This window comes from Phytohabitans aurantiacus, assembly GCF_027923225.1.
GTDB lineage: Bacteria > Actinomycetota > Actinomycetes > Mycobacteriales > Micromonosporaceae > Phytohabitans > Phytohabitans aurantiacus.
This window is the reverse complement of the sequence record NZ_BSDI01000004.1, coordinates 158344-176110: the sequence shown is the minus strand read 5'-3', so window position 1 is coordinate 176110 and position 17767 is coordinate 158344. Positions and strand designations below refer to the sequence as shown.

Below are 17767 nucleotides of genomic sequence, written 5' to 3'. Positions count from 1 at the left end.
GGGCTTTTGTGAGCATGTTCCGCCGGAATGGCACGCACTGCGTGGCGACCTTCGCCGCCGACGAGGTGCGTGTGCTGAGAAAGGTCGCGTCCGAGGTCGTCGGCCTGCTCAGCGAGGGTTTTGACCACGAGGATCCGGTCGTCGAGCGGCTCTTTCCAGACATCTACCCGGAGGATCCGCACAACTCCGCGGAGTTCCGGCGATACACCGAGGGCGACCTCAAGACCAGCAAGATCGACCAGGCCGGCGCGATCCTCGCGGTACTGCCCGGCGACGGCGGCGGGGAGGTCCGGCTCGACGGTGAGGAGGCCGAGGCGTGGCTGCGCGCGCTCAACGACGCGCGGCTGGCGATGGGGGTGCGGCTGGAGATCAAGGCCGACACCGACCTCGGCGAGGAGCTGGACGACGCGGTCCTTCGTGACCCCACGTCGAGCCGCGTCTTCCAGCTCAGCGTCTACGCCTACCTCGGTTACCTGCAGGAGTCCCTGCTCAACGCCCTAGTTCAGGCTCGCTAGTTCAGGCTCGCTAGCTCGTCGGCCGAGAGGTCCAGGTCGACCGCGGCGGCGGAGTCCTCGATGGTCTCCGGACGGCTGGAGCCCGGGATCGGCACGACCACGGGCGACTTCGCGAGCATCCACGCGAGGCAGACGCGCTGTGGGCTGACGCCGCGCCCCTCGGCCACCAGCGCGAACTGTGCGAACCGGCCACCCAGCTCGCCGGCCCGCGAGATGCCGCCGAGGGGCGACCACGGCAGGAAGGCGATGCCGAGCTCGTCGCAGAGGGCCAACTCCGGCTCGGAGCTGCGGAACGCGGGCGAGAACTGGTTCTGTACCGACACCAGGCGCCCACCGAGAATGTCGACCGCCTGCCGGATCTGCTCCGGGTTGGCGTTCGAGATGCCCGCCATCCGGATCTTGCCGGCGTCGAGCAGGTCGCGGATCGCGCCGATCGAGTCGGCGTACGGGACCTTCGGGTCGGGCCGGTGGTGCTGGTACAGGCCGATCGCGTCGACCCCCAACCGCTTGAGCGACGCCTCGCAGGCCGACTTGATGTACTCGGGCGAGCCGTCGATCGTCCAGCTGCCGTCGCCCGGGCGCAGGTGGCCACCCTTGGTCGCGACCAGTACCTCGGACGAGTCGCCGCCATAGCTGGCGACCGCCCGGGCGATCAGCGACTCGTTGTGCCCCACCTCGTCGGCGTACAGGTGGTAGGCGTCGGCGGTGTCGATCAGGTTGATGCCGGCGTCCAGCGCGGCGTGGATGGTGCGTACGGACCGGTCCTCGTCGGGGCGCCCCTCGATGGACATCGGCATGCCGCCGAGGCCGATCGCGCTGACCTGGAAATCTCCGATGCTGCGGAACCTCATGGGCTCAACCCTCGCGCGCTGCCACAGGGCGGTCCAACAGAAGAAAGTGCTCAGATTCAGCGCATAGACTGCTGAATCGTGGAGTTGCGACATCTCGAGTACTTCGTAGCGGTCGCCGAGGAGCAGCACTTCACCCGGGCAGCCGAACGCATGCGCGTCGCCCAGTCCGGGCTGTCCGCGTCGGTGCGCAGCCTGGAACGCGAGCTGGGCGCCTCGCTCTTCGTCCGCAGTACCCGACGGGTGGAGCTGACCGAAGCCGGACGGGCGCTGCTGGCTGAAGCCCGGCGGACGCTGGCCAGCGCCGACGCCGCCCGCCAGGCGGTCGCCGCGGTCAAAGGGCTGCTCCGGGGCAGCCTCGCGGTCGGCGCCGAGCAGTGCCTTGGCGTGGTCGACGTGGCGAAGCTGCTGGCCGACTTCCGCAACCGGCACCCCGATGTCGAGATCGTGCTGCGCCAGGGTGCCACCGCTGACCTGTGCGCCGAGCTGCGCGCCGGTCGCCTCGACCTGGCCCTGGTCGCGGTCGACGGCAAGCCACCGGAGCAGCTCGACCTCATCCCGCTCGCCGCCGAGCCGATGATGCTGGTGTGCCACCCGGGGCACCGGCTCGCCGAGGCCGCCTCGGTCGACTGGGACGACCTGGCCGGCGAGGCGTTCGTCGACTTTCACCGGGGGTTCGGCGCCCGCGAGGTCACCGAGCAGGAGTGCATCGCTCGGCAAATCACGCGGCGGGTGGGCGTGGAGGTCAACGACGTGCACAGCCTGCTCGACTTCGTTGGCCAGGGACTCGGCGTAGCCGTGGTGCCGCGTCCCATCGCTCACAAACGCCCCACCCAGGTCAGGGCCGTGCCGCTGGCCGGGCTGTCCGCGTACACGTGGCGCGTCTGCGTGGCACTGGCCGCCGGCCGCGCGACCAGCCCGCCCGCCGCGGCGCTGTTGCGCCAGGCACAGCTCATCACGGACTGACGCCCCCACGAGGTAGGCTGGCGCCGTGCTGACCATCGACCGGGCGATCGTTGACGCGATCATCGCCCACGCTCGCCGGGACCACCCGGATGAGGCGTGCGGTGTGATCGCGGGCCCGGCCGGCAGCGACCAGCCGCTCCGGCACATCGCCATGGAAAACGCCGAGCGGTCGCCGACGTTCTATCGATTCGATTCGATGGAGCAGCTGCGCGTGTGGCGCGAGATGGACGACCGTGACGAGGAGCCGGTCGTGATCTACCACTCGCACACCGCCACCGAGGCATATCCGTCGCGCACCGACATCTCGCTCGCTGGCGAGCCCGGCGCGCATTACGTGCTGGTCTCCACCCGCGAGCCAGACGTCGAGGAGATCCGGTCGTTCCGCATCGTGGACGGGGCCGTAACCGAAGAGCCGGTCCGGATCGTTGATGCGACCGTGGACCCGCACGCCGTTCAGACGTACATGTTCGGGCAGAGCCCGACGACGGTCGACTACGAGTGTTCGCGCTGAGCGCTCACAGTCCCCAATCCGTTGTCGAGATCCTTTCCGAGGAGTTTTTCTGTCATGGCCATCGAGGTTCGCATCCCCACCATCCTGCGCAATTTCACCGGCGGCGCGAAGGCCGTCGAGGGCTCCGGTGAGTCGCTCGCCGATCTGCTCTCCGACCTGGACGCCAAGTACTCCGGATTGCGTGGTCGCCTGGTGACGCCCGAGGGCGGTCTGCACCGTTTCGTCAACGTCTACGTCAATGACGAAGACGTGCGCTTCCTGGGCGCGCTGGACGCCAAGCTGTCCGACGGTGACACCGTCACCATCCTGCCGGCCGTCGCCGGTGGCGCCTTCGGCTTCGCCGCGGCCGCCGCGATGCTCGGCAACCGCCTGTAGGGGTTGGCCGCGATGACGCGGTACGAAAGCTTGCTCGACGCATGCGGCAACACGCCGCTCGTTGGCCTGCCACGCCTGTCACCGGTGGTGCCCGAAGGGGCGCCGCCGGTGCGGCTGTGGGCCAAGCTCGAAGATCGCAACCCGACCGGGTCGGTCAAGGATCGGGCCGCGCTGTTCATGGTCCGGGCCGCCGAGGCGGCCGGCCGGCTCCGGCCCGGCGACACGATCTTGGAGCCCACCAGCGGCAACACCGGCATCTCGCTCGCCATGGTGGCGAAGCTGCGGGGGTACCGGTTGGTGTGCGTGATGCCGGAGAACGTCTCGACCGAGCGGGTTCAACTGCTCCGCATGTACGGCGCGGAGATCATCTTCTCGCCAGCGGCGGGCGGATCGAACCAGGCGGTCGCCACGGCCAAGCAGATCGCGGCCGAGCACCCCGACTGGGTGATGCTCTTCCAGTACGGCAACGAGGCGAACGCCCGAGCCCACTACGAGACGACCGGGCCCGAGCTGCTGCGTGACCTGCCCACGATCACCCACTTCGTCGGCGGGCTCGGCACCACCGGCACGCTCATGGGCACCGGGCGGTACCTGCGGGAAAAGGTCGAGGGCATCGAGATCGTGGCGGCCGAGCCGCGATACGGCGAGCTGGTGTACGGGCTGCGCAACATCGACGAGGGCTACGTGCCGGAGCTGTACGACGCGAGCGTGCTGAGCCGGCGGTTCTCGGTCGGCACCCGCGACGCGGTACTGCGCACACGGCAGCTCGTCGAGGTCGAAGGCATCTTCGTCGGGTTCTCGACCGGGGCGGTGCTGCACGCTGCGCTGGCCGTCGCACACGAGGCGGTCAAGGCGGGGCGGCGGGCCGACGTGGCGTTCATCGTGGCCGACGGCGGCTGGAAATACCTGTCCACGGGCGCGTACGGCGGCACGCTGGCCGAGGCCGAAGACGCGCTGGAAGGCCAGCTCTGGGCCTAGCGCGTTTCTCATGATCAGGGCGTCCCTCAAGTCGCTCTAACAGCTTGAGGGACGCCCTGATCATGGAGGGCTAGAGGGCGCGGACGCTTAGGATCACGGCGGCGATCAGCGGGATGGTCGCCGCCGCGAGCATGAACCACGGCAGCAGCCGGCGCTGGATTGACATGAAGGCGCCCACGGTCAGCCCGATACCGGTCACGCCGATGCCCGCCATCGCGGGCTCGTACCAGGCCGGAGCGGTGCCGCCCAGTACGGCGAGGAAGCCCCGGATCGCGATCGCCAGGCCGATGAGCCCGAGCACCGCGGCCCACCCGCACATCGCCGCGAGTCGGGTGGTCGGCGGCGCCGGGTCGTCCCAGCCGGGCAGCCGGAAGATCCGGGCCAGGCCCGTCGGGGCGGGCGTCGGCTCGCGTACGGCGTCGCGCTGGATCCGGAGGCCGAGACCTTCGGCAAGGGACATCTCGTCGGCTTCGCTCACACTGTGTGCAACTGTTGCGTGTCACTCCTCGTAACGGTGGACCTCACTTGTCTCGCAGAACGCACCATCCCCACGGAACATGTCGCCTTGCCGACATGTTGGATCAGTTCTTTCTGTCGGGAGCAGGTCACGGCGTAGGCTGCGCACCGTGGCACACTGGTCGGCACGGATCTTCGGTCGCGCCGACGAGCGACTCTCGATAGCAGTGCGTGATTTCGGGGCTACTGGATGCGACTGACTGTGCTCGGCTGCGCCGGTAGCTTTCCGGGGCCTGAATCAGCGTGCTCGGCGTATCTCGTCGAGGAAGACGGCTTCCGTCTGCTGATCGACTTCGGCTCCGGTTCGTTGTCGGCCCTCCAGCGGTACGCGGGCTTGCGCGCCGTGGACGCGATCCTGCTGACCCACCTGCACTGCGACCACATGCTCGACGCCTGCACGTACGTCGTCGTGCGACGCTACGACCCGAGTGGCCCCCTGCCGGCCCTGCCGGTGTACGCGCCAGCCGGCGCGCCCGACCGCATCGCCGCGGCGTACAGCCAGGAAGAGGGCCCGGTCGACGACGTCTACACGTTCTACGGGCTGCAGCCGGGCACGTTCCCGATCGGCCCGTTCACCGTGACCGTCGACAGGGTCAACCACCCCGTCGAGACGTACGGCGTGCGCCTGGAGAGCAACGGGAGCGTGCTCACGTACTCGTCGGACACCGCCCCGTGCGAGGCGCTGGTCCGCCTGGCCATGGGTGCCGACCTGTTCCTGTGCGAGGCGAGCTACATCGACGGCGTCGACAACCCGCCTGACCTGCACCTCACTGGCCGCGAGGCGGGCGAGGTGGCGACCAAGGCCGGAGTCGGCCAGCTACTGCTCACCCATCTGGTGGCGGCGTGGGGCAGCGAGGCCGACACCTGGGATGCCGCGTCAGCGGCCTTTTCGGGCCCGATCGAGATCGTCCGGCCTGGATCCCGGTACGAGATCTGAACTTGTGCGCCACTGTTCGCCGATGCGTCAGCCGGGCGTAGCCTGCCGCACCCGCGCCGCCCGCACGGTGAGCGCATGCGAATCGCGATCATTACGGAGTCGTTCGCCCCGGACGTCAACGGCGTCGCGCACTCCGTCGTCCGCATCGCCGAGCACCTGGTCGACGCCGGGCACGCACCGATGGTCATCGCTCCCGCACCGGCGTCGTCGACGCGCGGCGTCACCGGAGCACAGCCGTACCCCGTCGTCCGGGTGCCGAGCGTGCCGATGCCCCGCTACCGCGGTCTGCGGCTCGGGCTGCCCAGCCCTCGGCTCTCCGACGCGCTGATCTCGTACGCGCCGGACATCGTCCACCTGGCCAGCCCGTTCCTGCTCGGCGCGCGGGGCGTGGCCCTCGCCGGCCAGCACCAACTGCCGTCCGTGGCCGTCTACCAGACGGACGTCGCGAGCTACGCGCGCACCTACGTCGGCCGCGGCTCGGCCACCGCGTGGCGGTGGCTGCGCACGATCCACAACGCCGCCGACCGCACCCTGGCACCGTCCACCCGCGCGGCCGCCGACCTGGTCGAGCACGGTGTCGAGCGCGTGTGGCTCTGGCGGCGAGGCGTCGACACCGAGCGGTTCGCGCCGGCAAGGCGCCATGAGCTGGTACGCCGGGCGCTGGCCCCGAACGGCGAGGTGCTGGTCGGGTACGTGGGCCGGCTGGCCGCCGAGAAGCGCGTGGACCTGCTCGCGGAGACCTGCAAGCTGCCCGGGGTACGCGTCGTGGTGATCGGGGACGGGCCGGCCCGCCGCGACGTGGAGAAGGCGCTGCCCGGTGCGGTGTTTCTCGGCGCTCGCCACGGCGCGCAACTCGCCCGGCTCTACGCGAGCCTCGACATCTTCGCGCACACGGGACCGTACGAGACGTTCGGGCAGACCGTGCAGGAAGCGCTCGCCAGCGGACTGCCGGTGGTCGCACCGGCCGCCGGCGGACCGATGGACCTGGTCACGCCGGGGCTGACCGGATCACTGGTGCCGCCCGGTGACGGTGCCGCGCTGGCCGAGGCCGTGGCCGAGCTGGTCGCCGACCCTGGACTGCGCCAGCGGTACGGCAGCGCCGCGCGCGCCGAGGTCGCCGCCCGCTCCTGGGCAGCGGTCGGTGACGAGCTGATCGCCCACTACCGAGCGGTGCTCGCCGGCCCGGGCGTACCGACCCAGGTACCGGTAGCAGCGTGAGGCTCGTGCGGCTCGCCAACTTCGTGATGCCGCGCTCCGGTGGACTCCGCACCGCCCTGCGCTGCCTGGGCGAGGGGTACCTGGCCGCCGGCCACGAACCGGTACTGATCGTGCCGGGCCCGACGGCCTCCGACGAGGAGACCCCGCACGGCAGGGTGATCACGCTGCCCGGCCCCGAGGTGCCGGGCAGCGGCGGGTACCGGGTACTGGGCACGGGGCGGCGGCGGCTCACCCGGTTGCTCGACAGCCTGGCACCGGACCGCATCGAGGTCTCCGACCGGTCGACGCTGCGCTGGACCGGGCGGTGGGCGCGAGAGCGTGGCGTACCCTCGATCATGGTCTCGCACGAGAGCCTCGACGGCCTGCTCGCCGTGTGGGGCGTACCGGCGGCGATCCGGTCCGGGCTGGCCGATGTCGCGAACCGGCGCACCGCGGCCGCGTACGACCGGATCGTGTGCACGACATCGTGGGCGGCGGCGGAGTTCCGCCGGCTCGGCGTCGAGAACCTCGTCGAGGTGCCGCTGGGCGTCGACCTCGACACGTTCCACCCGCGGCGGCGCGATCCCGCCGTCCGGGCACGGTGGGCGCCCGACGGGGAAGTGCTGCTGGTGCACTGTGGACGCCTCTCCGGCGAGAAGCACCCCGAGGTATCGGTCGACGCGTTGAGGGCGCTGCGCGACGCCGGCGTACCGGCTGCGCTGGTCGTGATCGGCGATGGTCCACGGCGAGCCGCGCTCGCGTACCGGGCGGCCCGGTTGCCTGTGCGGTTCGCCGGGTTCGTGCCGGACCGTTCGGTGATCGCTGGGCTGCTGGCCAGCGCCGACGTGGTACTGGCGCCCGGGCCGGTCGAGACGTTTGGCCTCGCAGGGTTGGAGGCGTTGGCCTGCGGCACCCCGGTCGTGGTCAACTCCGCCAGCGCGCTGCCCGAGGTGGTCGGCCCGGCGGGGATTGCGGCAGCCGGCACCGGGGCCGCCTTCGCCAGCGGCGTACGCGATCTGCTGGACCGCCCGGAGGGTGAGCGGCGCGCGGCGGCCCGGGCCCGCGCGGAGCTCTTCACGTGGCCGGCGGCGGTCGACGGCTTCCTCCGGGCGCATGGCGTGCGAGCGGAGGTGCCGTCGTGGTGACGTTCGTGGCGCTGGGCGACTCGACGACGGCCGGCTACGGCGACCCGATGCCCGGCGGCGGCTGGCGCGGCTGGGCGTCGCTGCTCGCCGATGGCCTGGCACCGCCGGGGCAGGTCGCGTTCCACAACCTGGCGTGCAGCGGCGCCCTCGCGGCTGACGTGGCGTACACCCAACTGCCCACCGCACTCGACCACGAGCCGGACGTGGCCGCCGTGATCGTGGGAGTCAACGACACGCTGCGGCGCGGGTTCGACGTGGCGGCGATCGGTGCCGCGCTCGACCACACCGCCAGCGCCCTGCACCGGGCCGGCGCGCTGGTGCTGACCGCCTGCCTGCCCGAGCCCGGCCGGATGTTTCACCTACCGGCGTCCCTGGCCCGGCCGCTGGCCCGCCGCATCGCCGCTGTCAACGCGGTCACCCACGCGGTGTTCGACCGGGTGCCAGGGCTGCACCTGCACATTCCGCTGCTGCCAGACGTGTACGACCCTCGCATGTGGAGCGTCGACCGGCTGCACCCGGGAGAGCGTGGTCACCGCCTGCTGGCGGGCGCGTACTTCGACCTGCTGGCCGCGCACGGCGTGCCGGTGCACCGCCGCCCGGACGCCGAGCCGGCCAACCCGCCGCCGACCACCCGCGCACAGATCCGCTGGCTGGCGACCGAGGGCGTCCACTGGCTGTACCGCCGCTCCACCGACCTGGTGCCACAGCTGGCCCGCCTGGCGGTGGCCGAGTGGTGGTACGACCTGCGTGGCGCCGCCCACCGCCTCGACGACCGCCTCCAACAAGAAATCGCCGCCGCTCTCGCCTCGGAGCCCGGCGCAGCGGCTCAGCCCGGCGCGATCACCGGCAAGCCGGCGTGATCAGCGGCGACCGCCAGCCGCTTGTCGTAGGTGACGAACGCGCTCAGCGACTTGCCGGAGGCGACCAGCAACTCCGCTGTGGCCAGGTGGATCGCGTCGAGTGACCGGAGGTTCGGGTCGGTGTACGCCCCGGCGGTGGCTCGAACCGCCGCGTTGATCTCGATCCGGTACAGCCGTGCGACGACCCCCGCGACGGCGCCGAGCACGCCCGGCTCCGATCGGCGCAGGGCCCGAGGCAGCTCCACCTCGACGAGCGCCGACGCGACGAGCGGCTCGGCTGTGCGGTCGTTGAGCCACGTGGTCAGCGCGGCGGTCTCTGCCTCGACGCGTGTCAGCTTCACGAGCGCGGCGGTGTCAAGGTAGATCACCAGCGCTCCTCGTCGCGCAGTTCGGTCAGCAGCGCGCCCGCCTCCGAGCCGGGGCTCGCCGGCGTCGCGGGCATCGGAATCGGACCGGTAACCGTGGGCGGGACCGCGACCCCCGACGCGACCAGGTCCAACATGGCGTCTGGAGCGATCGGCACGATGCGCGCGATGGGTCGACCGCGGTTGGTCACCTCGACGATCTCGCCATGCTCGACGCGCGCCAGCACCTCAGCGGTCTGCTGGTTGAGCGTCCTGATGGGGATCTGATCCATACCCGCGATCGTACTACCTGATGTACTACATTGGGGTGCCGCGAGCTCCGACCCGAGCGCGAACACTAGGGTGGCGGCATGGGACGACCTGATGGGCGGCAGCCCGACCAACTGCGTCCGGTGACGCTGACCCGGCAGTGGAGCGTGCACCCCGAAGGCTCGGTCCTGGTGGAGTTCGGCGCCACCAGAGTGCTGTGCACGGCGAGCGTCACCGAGGGCGTGCCCCGCTGGCGTAAGGGCTCCGGCCTCGGCTGGGTGACGGCCGAGTACAGCATGCTGCCACGCGCCACGACGACCCGATCTGACCGGGAGAGCATCAAGGGGCGCGTGGGTGGTCGCACGCACGAGATCTCCCGCCTGATCGGCCGCAGCCTGCGGGCGTGCATCGACCTGAAGGCGTTCGGCGAAAACTCCGTCGTGCTGGACTGTGACGTGCTCCAGGCCGACGGCGGCACCCGCACCGCGGCGATCACGGGGGCGTACGTCGCGCTGCACGACGCGGTCACCTGGATGGCGAAGCGGGGGCTGCTCGCCGGAAAGCCCGGCGACGCGGTGCACCGGTCGGTGGCGGCGGTGAGCGTCGGGGTCATCAAGGGTGAAGCGCGGCTCGACCTCTGCTACGAGGAAGACGTGACCGCCGAGGTCGACATGAACATCGTCTGCACCGGCGCGGGTGACTTCGTCGAGGTGCAGGGCACGGGCGAGTCCGGCGTGTTCGACCGGGCACAGCTCGACGCGCTGCTCGACCTGGGTGTGGCCGGCTGCCGCGAGCTGGCCGCGATCCAGCAGGCGGCACTCGCATGACCGCGGCGGTGCCGGCTGCGGGCGGTGACGCATGACGAAACTGCTGCTCGCCACCCGCAACGCGAAGAAGCTCGTCGAGTTGCAGCGCATCCTCGACCACGCGCTCGGCCGGCACGCGATCGAGCTCGTCGGGCTCGGCGACGTGCCGGAATACCCGGAGGCGCCGGAGACCGGCCTGACGTTCGGCGAGAACGCGCTGCTCAAGGCGCGCGAGGGCGTCAAGTACACGGGGCTGCCGACGGTCGCTGACGACTCCGGGCTGGCGGTGGACGCGCTCTCTGGCATGCCGGGAGTGTTCAGCGCCCGCTGGGCCGGGCGGCACGGTGACGACAAGGCCAACCTGGAGTTGGTGCTCGCCCAGATCTCCGACCTGCCGGACGAGAACCGCGGGGCGGCGTTCGTGTGCGCGGCGGCGCTGGTGCTGCCGGGCGGCAAGGAGCACCTGGTCGACGGGCGGCAGGCCGGCCGGCTGATCCGGGGGCCGCGCGGCGAGGGTGGGTTCGGCTACGACCCGATCTTCGTGGCGGAGGACCAGACCAGGACGAACGCCGAGCTGACCCCCGAGGAGAAAGACGCGATCAGCCATCGGGGCAAGGCGTTCCGCGCCCTCGCCAAGGTGATCGCGAAGACCCTCCTAGCAGCGTGATCAGGGCGTCCCTCAAGTCGCTCTAACGACTTGAGGGACGCCCTGATCACGGGTGGGGTTAGAGGAGGGGGCCCAGTTCTCGCTCGATCGCCTCGCGCAACGAGCGGCCGGCCACCGCTGACCGGGCCTGTTCGAGGACCGGGGCGAGGAACACGTCGGGTCCGGGCGTGCCGGCGAAGCGCTCGACCGCGGCCGTCGCGAGCCGGCCAGCGGGCGACGGTGTCAGCGGCGCGCGCAACTGCAGACCGCGTACGCCGGCGAGCAGCTCGACGGCCAGCAGGCTGGTCAGGTTGTCGAGCACGCGGCGCAGTTTGACCGCCGCCGCCCACCCCATCGAGACGTGATCCTCCTGCATGCCGGACGTGGGCACGGAGTCCACTGAGGCCGGTGACGCGAGCCGCCGGTTCTCGGCGACGATGCCGGCGGCGGTGTACTGGGCGATCATCAGGCCGGAGTTGACTCCCGGGTCAGGGGTGAGGAACGCCGGCAGCTCGCGGGAGCGGCACACGTCGAGCAGGCGATCGACCCGGCGCTCCGCGATCGCACCGACCTCGGCCGCCGCGATCGCGAGGAAGTCCGCCGCGAAGCCGAGGGGAGCACCGTGGAAGTTGCCGGTGGACTCGACGCGGCCGTCGGGCAGTACGACCGGGTTGTCGACCACGCTTGCCAACTCGCGGTCGGCCACCGAGGCGGCGAACCCGAGCGTGTCGCGAGCGGCGCCGGCCACCTGGGGCGCGCAGCGCATCGAGTACGCGTCCTGCACGGCGTGCACCATGTCGTTGCGGTGCGAGTCCATCACTCCCGAGTTCTGGAGCAGGCGATGGATGTTCGCCGCCGACACCGCCTGCCCGGGGTGTGGCCGGATCGCGTGCAACTCCGGCAGGAACGGCCGATCGGTGCCGAGCATCGCCTCGATGGCGAGCGCGGCGGTCACGTCGGCCATCGTGAAGAGGTGCCCGGCGTCCTCGATCGCCAGCAGCAGCATGCCGAGCATGCCGTCGGTGCCGTTGATGAGCGCGAGACCCTCCTTTGAGGACAGCTCGATCGGGCGGAGCCCGGCACGGTGCAGCGCTTCGCCACCGTCGAGGCGCGCGCCAGACTTGTCCAGTACCCAGCCCTCGCCCAGCAGCACCAGCGCGCAGTGGGCGAGCGGTGCGAGGTCGCCGGACGCGCCGAGCGAGCCGTGCTCGGGAACCCACGGTGTGATGTCGTGGTTGAGCAGGTCGACGAGCGACTGTGCGATGAGCGGGCGTACGCCGGAGCGCCCCAGCGCCAGCGAGCGCACCCGCAGTAGCATCATCGCCCGCACGACCTCGCGGGGCATGGGCGCGCCGACGCCGGACGCGTGCGACCGGATCAGCGCGTGCTGGAGCTCGGCACGCCGCTCCGGCTCGATGAACGTGTTGGCCAGCGCGCCGAAGCCGGTGGAGACGCCGTAGACGGGCCGGCCGTCGCGCTCGATGCGGTCGACGATGTCGCGGCTCGTGGTCATGGCGTCCAGTGTGGACGGTGCCAGCGTCACCCGCGCGGTGGAGCGAGCGACGGTGTGGACGTCGGCGGGGGAGACCCCGGTGGGAAGTACGGTGATGGTCATTCGAGCAGCACCCCGTTGTGCATGACGTGGCGGATGAGTGGAACGCCCGGCCGGTAGGCCAGGTGCAGGTGGGACGGTGCGTCGAGCACGGTCAGGTCGGCTCGGGCGCCGGGTCGCAGGACGCCGATGTCCGTGCGGCGCAGCGCCTTCGCGCCGCCCGCGGTGGCGGACCAGACCGCCTCCGCCGGGGTCATGCCCATCTCGCGCACCGCGAGCGCGATGCAGAAGGGCATCGAGGACGTGTACGAGGAACCGGGGTTGCAGTCGGTGGCCAGTGCGACCGTCACCCGGGCGTCGAGCAGCCGGCGGGCGTCCGGGTACGGCGAGCGGGTCGAGAACTCGGCACCCGGCAGGAGTGTGGCCACAGTGGACGAGCTGGCGAGGGCGTCCACATCGGAGGCACTCAGATGTGTGCAGTGGTCGGCGCTGGCGGCGCCCAGCTCGACGGCCAGCCGCACGCCCGGCCCGGCGCCGAGCTGGTTGGCGTGCACCCGCACACCCAGCCCGGCGGCCTGCCCGACCGTCAGGATCGCCCGGGAGTGGTCGGCGTCGAAGGCACCCTGCTCGCAGAACACGTCGATCCAGCGGGCGTACGGCGCGGCGGCGCGCAACATCGGGCCGCAGACCAGGCCGACATAGTCGTCGACGCGGTCGGCGTACTCGGCCGGCACGACGTGGGCGCCGAGGAACGTCGTCTCGTCCGTGAACTCGCGGCCGATCCGCAGGGACCGTTCCTCGTCGGTGACGCTCAGGCCGTACCCACTCTTGATCTCGATCGTGGTGGTGCCCTGCCGCAGCGCTTCGCGGCACAGCCGTCCGGCGGTGTCGCGCAGGTCATCGTCGCTGGCCGCCCGCGTGGCGGCGACGGTGGTGCGGATGCCGCCGCCGTTGTACCGCTCACCGGCCATCCGTGCGGCGAACTCGGCGGCCCGGTCGCCCGCGAACACGAGGTGGGCGTGACTGTCCACAAAGCCCGGCAGCACGGCGGCGCCCTCGGCGTCGAGCCGCCGGTCGGCCGGCTGGGCGTACGCGGACCGGCCCACCCAGGCGACCGTGCCGTCCTCGACGAGGATGGCGGCGCGCTGGACGATCCCGAGCGGCCCCTTCCCCATGCGCGGCTCGTTCGTGACCAGCTCGCCGATGTTGTCTATCAAAAGATTCATGTGACCGCCTTGATGGCGTGGCGGAGTGCGGCCGGTACGTCGATCGTCAGGTGGCGCCCGTCGCGCACCACCTCGCGGCCGTCGACGACGACGCCGGTGACGTCGGCGGCGGTGGCCGCGAAGAGGACGCCATCGGGGCCCGTGCCGGCGGTGCGTGGACTGTCCAATGTGATCGTCACGAGGTCGGCCCGGTGGCCGGGGAGGAGGGCTCCGGCGTCCTGCCAGCCGAGCGCCGTGTGCGCGGTGGCGGCCGCCACGAGCTCGGCGGTGGTGAAGTGGCCGCGGCGTTCGGTGTGCAGCCGCTCGTCCATTTCCATCGCGCGGGCCTCTTCGAGAATGTCGATGATGGCGTGGCTGTCGCTGCCGAGGCTGAGCGGGCTGCCCGCGTCGGCGAGCGCGCGGGCCGGCCCGATCCCGTCGGCGAGGTCGCGTTCGGTGGTGGGGCACAGGCACACGCCGGTGTTGGTGTCGCCCAGTTCGGTGCGGTCGCCGTCGGTGAGGTGCGTGGCGTGCACCGCGGTGGTACGCGGGCCGAGCACTCCCGCGTCGGCGAGCAGCTCGGTGGGCGTGCGGTGGTGGTACGCCTGGCATGCCGCGTTTTCGGCGCGCTGCTCGGAGAGGTGGACGTGCAGCGGGCCGCCCCGCGCGGCGACGGTGGGGATTTGCGCGGCCGGCACGGCGCGTACCGAGTGGATGGCGGCGCCGACAAGCGCGTGGGGCGGTGGTTTGAGGGCGTCGACGCGGGCGGCCCAGCGCTCGGCGTCGCCGTCGCCGAACCGCTCCTGTACGCCTGACAGTGGTTGACCGTCTACTGTGGAGGAAAGATAACAGGCGTCCAGCAGTGTGATGCGGATGCCCGCTTCGGCGGCGGCTTCGACCAGTACGGCCGACATCTCGTTCGGGTCGGCGTAGGGCGTACCGCCGGGACCGTGGTGCAGGTAGTGGAACTCGCCCACGCAGGTGATGCCGGCGAGCGCCATCTCGGCGTACGTGGCGCGGGCCAGGTCGCGGTACGTGTCCGGGGTGAGCCGGGCGGCCAGGTCGTACATCCGCTCGCGCCAGTGCCAGAAGGTGCCCCGCACGTTCGCCCGTCCCCGCAGCGCCCGATGAAACGCGTGCGAATGCCCGTTGGCGAGCCCCGGCAACGTGAGCCCTCGCAGCGGCGTGCCGCGGGGCTCGGCGTTCGCCGTGACCGTCGTGATCCGCCCACCGTCCACGTCGATCAGCACGTCGCGCGCTGGTGAGCCGTCCACCCACGCGTACTCGGCGTGATACGTGGTCATGCGAGCACCGCCGCGAGCGCCTCGATGCCGGCCTCGCAGTCTTCGTCGGTCGCGTGCTCCACGGGGGAGTGCGAGACGCCCGTCGGATTGCGCACGAAGAGCATCACGGTGGGTACGTGTGCTGACAGCACCCCGGCGTCGTGGCCGGCTGCCGTCGGGAGTACCGGCGCGTCGAGCAGCCTCGCGCAGCTGTCGACGAGCCCGCCGTCGAAGTCGACGACCGGGCTGACCGACTCTTCAGTCAGCGTGACGGTCGTGCCGTCGCGTGCGGCCCGCTCGACCGCCCGCTTGTGTACCGCCTCGACGAGCCCACTCAACGTTTCCGCGTCGGCGGCACGGGCGTCCAGCCAGCCCCGCACGAGCGCCGGTACCGCGTTCGTGGCGTTCGGCTCGACCGACACGCGCCCCACCGTGGCGTGCGCGCCTCGGAGCCGAGCCTCCTTGTTGGCCGCGAGCACCGTGTACGCGTACGTGAGCATCGGGTCGCGCCGGTCGGCCATGCGCGTGGTGCCGGCGTGGTTGGCCTCGCCGGCGAAGTCCAGGCGCCACCGGCCGTGCGGCCAGATGGCGGTGCCCACGCCGACCGGTACCTCCAGCGCCCGCCCCTGCTCGATGTGCAGTTCCACGTATCGGCTCACCCGGTCGAGCAGGCCGGTGTTGCCGGTGGGCCGAGCGCCCAGAGCCGCCTCGACGGTCACCCCGGCACGATCGGTCAGCGCGGCCGCCCGAGCCGGCTCGATGGCGCCGGTGAGCAGCCGCGACCCGAGACAGGGCACGCCGAACCGTGCGCCCTCCTCCTCGGCGAAGGCGACGACGCCGATCGGCCGGTCGGTGGGACGCGGCAGCCGGTCGACGGCCAGGAACGCGCTGACGATCCCCAGTGGACCGTCGTACGCCCCGCCGTGCGGCACCGAGTCGAAGTGCGATCCGGTGAGCACGGCCGGCCCGCTGCCCGAGCCGTACCACGCGATCAGGTTTCCGTTGCCGTCCTCCTCGACGGGCATGTCCCGCGCGTCCGCCTGCGCCCGGAACCACTCGCGGCACGCCAACTCGGCCGGCGTCCACGCGTACCGCAGGTACCCGCCGCTGTCCGGGTCGCGCCCGATCGGGGCGAGCTGATCCCACAACTCCCGGAAGCGAGTCATGACTCGCCCATGGGGATGCGGACTCCGCGCGTAGTGGCGACGTCCGCCGCTGACTCGTATCCGGCGTCCACGTGCCGGATCACGCCCATGCCGGGATCGTTGGTCAGTACCCGCTCGATTTTCTCCCGCGCGATCGGCGTGCCGTCGGCGACGCAGACCTGCCCGGCGTGGATCGACCGTCCAATGCCGACACCGCCACCGTGGTGGATCGACACCCACGACGCACCCGACGCGGTGTTGACGAGCGCGTTGAGCAGCGGCCAGTCGGCGATCGCGTCGGAGCCGTCGGCCATCGCCTCGGTCTCCCGGTACGGCGAAGCGACCGAGCCGCAGTCGAGATGGTCGCGGCCGATCACGACGGGCGCCTTCAGCTCGCCGGAACCCACCATGTCGTTGAAGCGCGTGCCGGCGCGGTCGCGCTCGCCGTACCCGAGCCAGCAGATCCGGGCCGGCAGTCCCTGGAACGCCACCCGCTCGCCGGCGAGCTTGATCCAGCGGGCCAGCGACTCGTTCTCCGGGAAGAGTTCGAGCACCGCGCGGTCGGTGGCCGCGATGTCGGCCGGGTCGCCGGAGAGTGCCGCCCACCGGAACGGGCCCTTGCCCTCGCAGAACAGCGGCCGGATGTACGCCGGCACGAAGCCGGGGAACGCGAACGCGCGGGCGTACCCGCCGAGTTGCGCCTCGCCGCGGATCGAGTTGCCGTAGTCGAAGACCTCGGCGCCCGCGTCGAGGAAGCCGACCATCGCCTCGACGTGCTTCGCCATCGAGGCGCGCGCCCGATCGGTGTACTCGTCGGGCTTGCTCGCGGCGTAGTCCGGCGCGTCGGCGAGGTCGACCCCTTCCGGCACGTACGCCAGCGGGTCGTGCGCGCTCGTCTGGTCGGTGACGATGTCGATCTCGACGCCGCGGCGGAGCAGCTCGGGGAAGACGGTGGCGGCGTTGCCCACCACGCCGACGGACAGGGCGCGGCGCTCCCGGCGGGCGTTCGCGACCGTGGTGAGCGCCTCGTCCAGAGTGGACGCCACGGTGTCGAGGTACCGGGTCTGCACGCGCCGCTGGAGTCGCGCCGGGTCGACGTCGATGACGAGGCAGGCGCCACCGTTCATGGTGACGGCCAGGGGCTGCGCGCCGCCCATCCCGCCACAGCCGGCGGTGAGCGTGAGCGTGCCGGCGAGCGACCCGCCGAACCGCTTGGCGGCGACGGCCGCGAACGTCTCGTAGGTGCCCTGCAGGATGCCCTGGGTGCCGATGTAGATCCAGGAGCCGGCGGTCATCTGGCCGTACATCGTGAGGCCGAGCCGCTCCAGCCGGCGGAACTCGGTCCAGGTCGACCAGTCGCCGACCAGGTTCGAGTTGGCGATCAGCACCCGTGGGGCCCACTCGTGCGTGCGGAACACACCGACGGGGCGGCCGGACTGCACGAGCATCGTCTCGTCGTCCGCGAGGGTCGTGAGGGTGCGCACGAGCGCGTGGTACGACGGCCAGTCCCGGGCGGCCTTGCCGGTGCCGCCGTAGACGACGAGGTCGTCGGGGCGCTCGGCCACGTCGGGGTCGAGGTTGTTCATCAGCATCCGTAGCGCGGCCTCTTGAGGCCAGCCACGGGCGGAGCGTTCGGCGCCTCGCGCGGCACGGACGGACATGAGGACC

The 17767-nt window shown here is 71.7% G+C and carries 20 protein-coding genes; 11 read left to right on the top strand and 9 right to left on the bottom strand.

Annotated features, from left to right (window positions below; genetic code table 11):
- The first annotated feature begins 14 nt into the window (after positions 1-14).
- Positions 15-515: a DUF2017 domain-containing protein gene (locus QMG73_RS05455; RefSeq protein WP_281892847.1), complete on the top strand. Its 501-nt coding sequence runs from the start codon at positions 15-17 to the stop codon at positions 513-515.
- Here QMG73_RS05455 and QMG73_RS05450 read toward each other — a convergent pair.
- Complete coding sequence (locus QMG73_RS05450) at positions 512-1366, bottom strand: aldo/keto reductase (protein WP_281892845.1); 855 nt, start codon at positions 1364-1366, stop codon at positions 512-514. The genes QMG73_RS05455 and QMG73_RS05450 overlap by 4 nt on opposite strands.
- 78 nt (positions 1367-1444) lie before the next feature.
- On the opposite strand from QMG73_RS05450, the gene QMG73_RS05445 reads away from it, so the two are divergent.
- From QMG73_RS05445 to QMG73_RS05430, 4 genes are read left to right on the top strand one after another with little or no spacing between them, the layout of a single operon-like run.
- Positions 1445-2329 (top strand): LysR family transcriptional regulator, encoded by an 885-nt coding sequence (locus QMG73_RS05445; protein ID WP_281892843.1) that lies wholly within the window; start codon positions 1445-1447, stop codon positions 2327-2329.
- 25 nt (positions 2330-2354) lie between these two features.
- Positions 2355-2840 (top strand): M67 family metallopeptidase, encoded by a 486-nt coding sequence (locus QMG73_RS05440; protein ID WP_281892842.1) that lies wholly within the window; start codon positions 2355-2357, stop codon positions 2838-2840.
- Between the two features lie 54 nt (positions 2841-2894).
- Positions 2895-3215, top strand: a complete 321-nt coding sequence (locus QMG73_RS05435) for a MoaD/ThiS family protein (protein WP_281892841.1) — start codon at positions 2895-2897, stop codon at positions 3213-3215.
- Between the two features lie 12 nt (positions 3216-3227).
- The gene (locus tag QMG73_RS05430) at positions 3228-4193 is read left to right on the top strand and encodes a PLP-dependent cysteine synthase family protein (RefSeq protein WP_281892839.1); all 966 of its coding nucleotides are present in this window, start codon (positions 3228-3230) and stop codon (positions 4191-4193) included.
- A 70-nt stretch (positions 4194-4263) separates the two neighbouring features.
- Here the strand turns inward: QMG73_RS05430 and QMG73_RS05425 are convergent, their stop codons facing one another.
- Positions 4264-4671 carry a hypothetical protein gene (locus QMG73_RS05425; protein ID WP_281892837.1) on the bottom strand — a complete coding sequence of 136 codons (408 nt, stop codon included), beginning with the start codon at positions 4669-4671 and terminating at the stop codon, positions 4264-4266.
- 228 nt (positions 4672-4899) lie between these two features.
- On the opposite strand from QMG73_RS05425, the gene QMG73_RS05420 reads away from it, so the two are divergent.
- The 4 genes from QMG73_RS05420 to QMG73_RS05405 all read left to right on the top strand — a co-directional run bounded on the left by QMG73_RS05420 (position 4900) and on the right by QMG73_RS05405 (position 8848).
- The gene (locus tag QMG73_RS05420) at positions 4900-5646 is read left to right on the top strand and encodes an MBL fold metallo-hydrolase (protein ID WP_281892835.1); all 747 of its coding nucleotides are present in this window, start codon (positions 4900-4902) and stop codon (positions 5644-5646) included.
- A 75-nt stretch (positions 5647-5721) separates the two neighbouring features.
- Entirely contained in the window at positions 5722-6864 is a 1143-nt protein-coding gene (locus QMG73_RS05415; protein ID WP_281892834.1) for a glycosyltransferase family 4 protein, read from the top strand.
- A complete protein-coding gene (locus QMG73_RS05410; protein WP_281892832.1) occupies positions 6861-7988 on the top strand; it encodes a glycosyltransferase in 1128 nt (375 codons plus the stop codon). The genes QMG73_RS05415 and QMG73_RS05410 overlap by 4 nt, the downstream gene beginning before the upstream one ends.
- Positions 7982-8848 (top strand): SGNH/GDSL hydrolase family protein, encoded by an 867-nt coding sequence (locus QMG73_RS05405; RefSeq protein ID WP_281892830.1) that lies wholly within the window; start codon positions 7982-7984, stop codon positions 8846-8848. Before QMG73_RS05410 ends, QMG73_RS05405 begins: the two co-directional genes overlap by 7 nt.
- Here QMG73_RS05405 and QMG73_RS05400 read toward each other — a convergent pair.
- Both QMG73_RS05400 and QMG73_RS05395 read right to left on the bottom strand, forming a co-directional pair.
- A complete protein-coding gene (locus QMG73_RS05400) occupies positions 8815-9216 on the bottom strand; it encodes a type II toxin-antitoxin system VapC family toxin (RefSeq protein WP_281892829.1) in 402 nt (133 codons plus the stop codon). The genes QMG73_RS05405 and QMG73_RS05400 overlap by 34 nt on opposite strands.
- Complete coding sequence (locus QMG73_RS05395; RefSeq protein WP_281892828.1) at positions 9213-9485, bottom strand: type II toxin-antitoxin system Phd/YefM family antitoxin; 273 nt, start codon at positions 9483-9485, stop codon at positions 9213-9215. The genes QMG73_RS05400 and QMG73_RS05395 overlap by 4 nt, the downstream gene beginning before the upstream one ends.
- 78 nt (positions 9486-9563) lie before the next feature.
- Here QMG73_RS05395 and rph point away from each other — a divergent pair, with 78 nt between their 5' ends.
- Together rph and rdgB are read left to right on the top strand one after the other, a co-directional pair.
- Positions 9564-10289 (top strand): ribonuclease PH, encoded by a 726-nt coding sequence (gene rph, locus QMG73_RS05390; protein WP_281892826.1) that lies wholly within the window; start codon positions 9564-9566, stop codon positions 10287-10289.
- Between the two features lie 31 nt (positions 10290-10320).
- Positions 10321-10935: an RdgB/HAM1 family non-canonical purine NTP pyrophosphatase gene (gene rdgB / locus QMG73_RS05385; RefSeq protein ID WP_281892825.1), complete on the top strand. Its 615-nt coding sequence runs from the start codon at positions 10321-10323 to the stop codon at positions 10933-10935.
- A gap of 58 nt (positions 10936-10993) precedes the next feature.
- On the opposite strand, the gene hutH is transcribed toward rdgB, so the two are convergent.
- The 5 genes from hutH to hutU are packed head-to-tail and all read right to left on the bottom strand — an operon-like array spanning position 10994 to position 17760.
- Positions 10994-12529, bottom strand: a complete 1536-nt coding sequence (gene hutH / locus QMG73_RS05380; RefSeq protein ID WP_281892824.1) for a histidine ammonia-lyase — start codon at positions 12527-12529, stop codon at positions 10994-10996.
- Complete coding sequence (hutI, locus tag QMG73_RS05375; RefSeq protein ID WP_281892823.1) at positions 12526-13692, bottom strand: imidazolonepropionase; 1167 nt, start codon at positions 13690-13692, stop codon at positions 12526-12528. Before hutI ends, hutH begins: the two co-directional genes overlap by 4 nt.
- Complete coding sequence (locus QMG73_RS05370) at positions 13689-14975, bottom strand: formimidoylglutamate deiminase (RefSeq protein ID WP_281892822.1); 1287 nt, start codon at positions 14973-14975, stop codon at positions 13689-13691. The genes hutI and QMG73_RS05370 overlap by 4 nt, the downstream gene beginning before the upstream one ends.
- The gene (locus tag QMG73_RS05365) at positions 14972-16120 is read right to left on the bottom strand and encodes an allantoate amidohydrolase (RefSeq protein ID WP_281892821.1); all 1149 of its coding nucleotides are present in this window, start codon (positions 16118-16120) and stop codon (positions 14972-14974) included. Before QMG73_RS05365 ends, QMG73_RS05370 begins: the two co-directional genes overlap by 4 nt.
- Positions 16117-17760 carry a urocanate hydratase gene (gene hutU / locus QMG73_RS05360; protein ID WP_281892819.1) on the bottom strand — a complete coding sequence of 548 codons (1644 nt, stop codon included), beginning with the start codon at positions 17758-17760 and terminating at the stop codon, positions 16117-16119. Before hutU ends, QMG73_RS05365 begins: the two co-directional genes overlap by 4 nt.
- Positions 17761-17767 lie beyond the last annotated feature (7 nt).

Bases quoted from the DNA above. Each gene is read 5' to 3' on its own strand.
- QMG73_RS05455 (WP_281892847.1), top strand. From the start codon at position 15: ATGTTCCGCCGGAATGGCACGCACTGCGTGGCGACCTTCGCCGCCGAC.
- QMG73_RS05450 (WP_281892845.1), bottom strand. From the start codon at position 1,366: ATGAGGTTCCGCAGCATCGGAGATTTCCAGGTCAGCGCGATCGGCCTC.
- QMG73_RS05435 (WP_281892841.1), top strand. From the start codon at position 2,895: ATGGCCATCGAGGTTCGCATCCCCACCATCCTGCGCAATTTCACCGGC.
- QMG73_RS05430 (WP_281892839.1), top strand. From the start codon at position 3,228: ATGACGCGGTACGAAAGCTTGCTCGACGCATGCGGCAACACGCCGCTC.
- QMG73_RS05420 (WP_281892835.1), top strand. From the start codon at position 4,900: ATGCGACTGACTGTGCTCGGCTGCGCCGGTAGCTTTCCGGGGCCTGAA.
- QMG73_RS05415 (WP_281892834.1), top strand. From the start codon at position 5,722: ATGCGAATCGCGATCATTACGGAGTCGTTCGCCCCGGACGTCAACGGC.
- QMG73_RS05395 (WP_281892828.1), bottom strand. From the start codon at position 9,485: ATGGATCAGATCCCCATCAGGACGCTCAACCAGCAGACCGCTGAGGTG.
- rph (WP_281892826.1), top strand. From the start codon at position 9,564: ATGGGACGACCTGATGGGCGGCAGCCCGACCAACTGCGTCCGGTGACG.
- rdgB (WP_281892825.1), top strand. From the start codon at position 10,321: ATGACGAAACTGCTGCTCGCCACCCGCAACGCGAAGAAGCTCGTCGAG.
- hutH (WP_281892824.1), bottom strand. From the start codon at position 12,529: ATGACCATCACCGTACTTCCCACCGGGGTCTCCCCCGCCGACGTCCAC.
- hutI (WP_281892823.1), bottom strand. From the start codon at position 13,692: ATGAATCTTTTGATAGACAACATCGGCGAGCTGGTCACGAACGAGCCG.
- QMG73_RS05370 (WP_281892822.1), bottom strand. From the start codon at position 14,975: ATGACCACGTATCACGCCGAGTACGCGTGGGTGGACGGCTCACCAGCG.
- QMG73_RS05365 (WP_281892821.1), bottom strand. From the start codon at position 16,120: ATGACTCGCTTCCGGGAGTTGTGGGATCAGCTCGCCCCGATCGGGCGC.
- hutU (WP_281892819.1), bottom strand. From the start codon at position 17,760: ATGTCCGTCCGTGCCGCGCGAGGCGCCGAACGCTCCGCCCGTGGCTGG.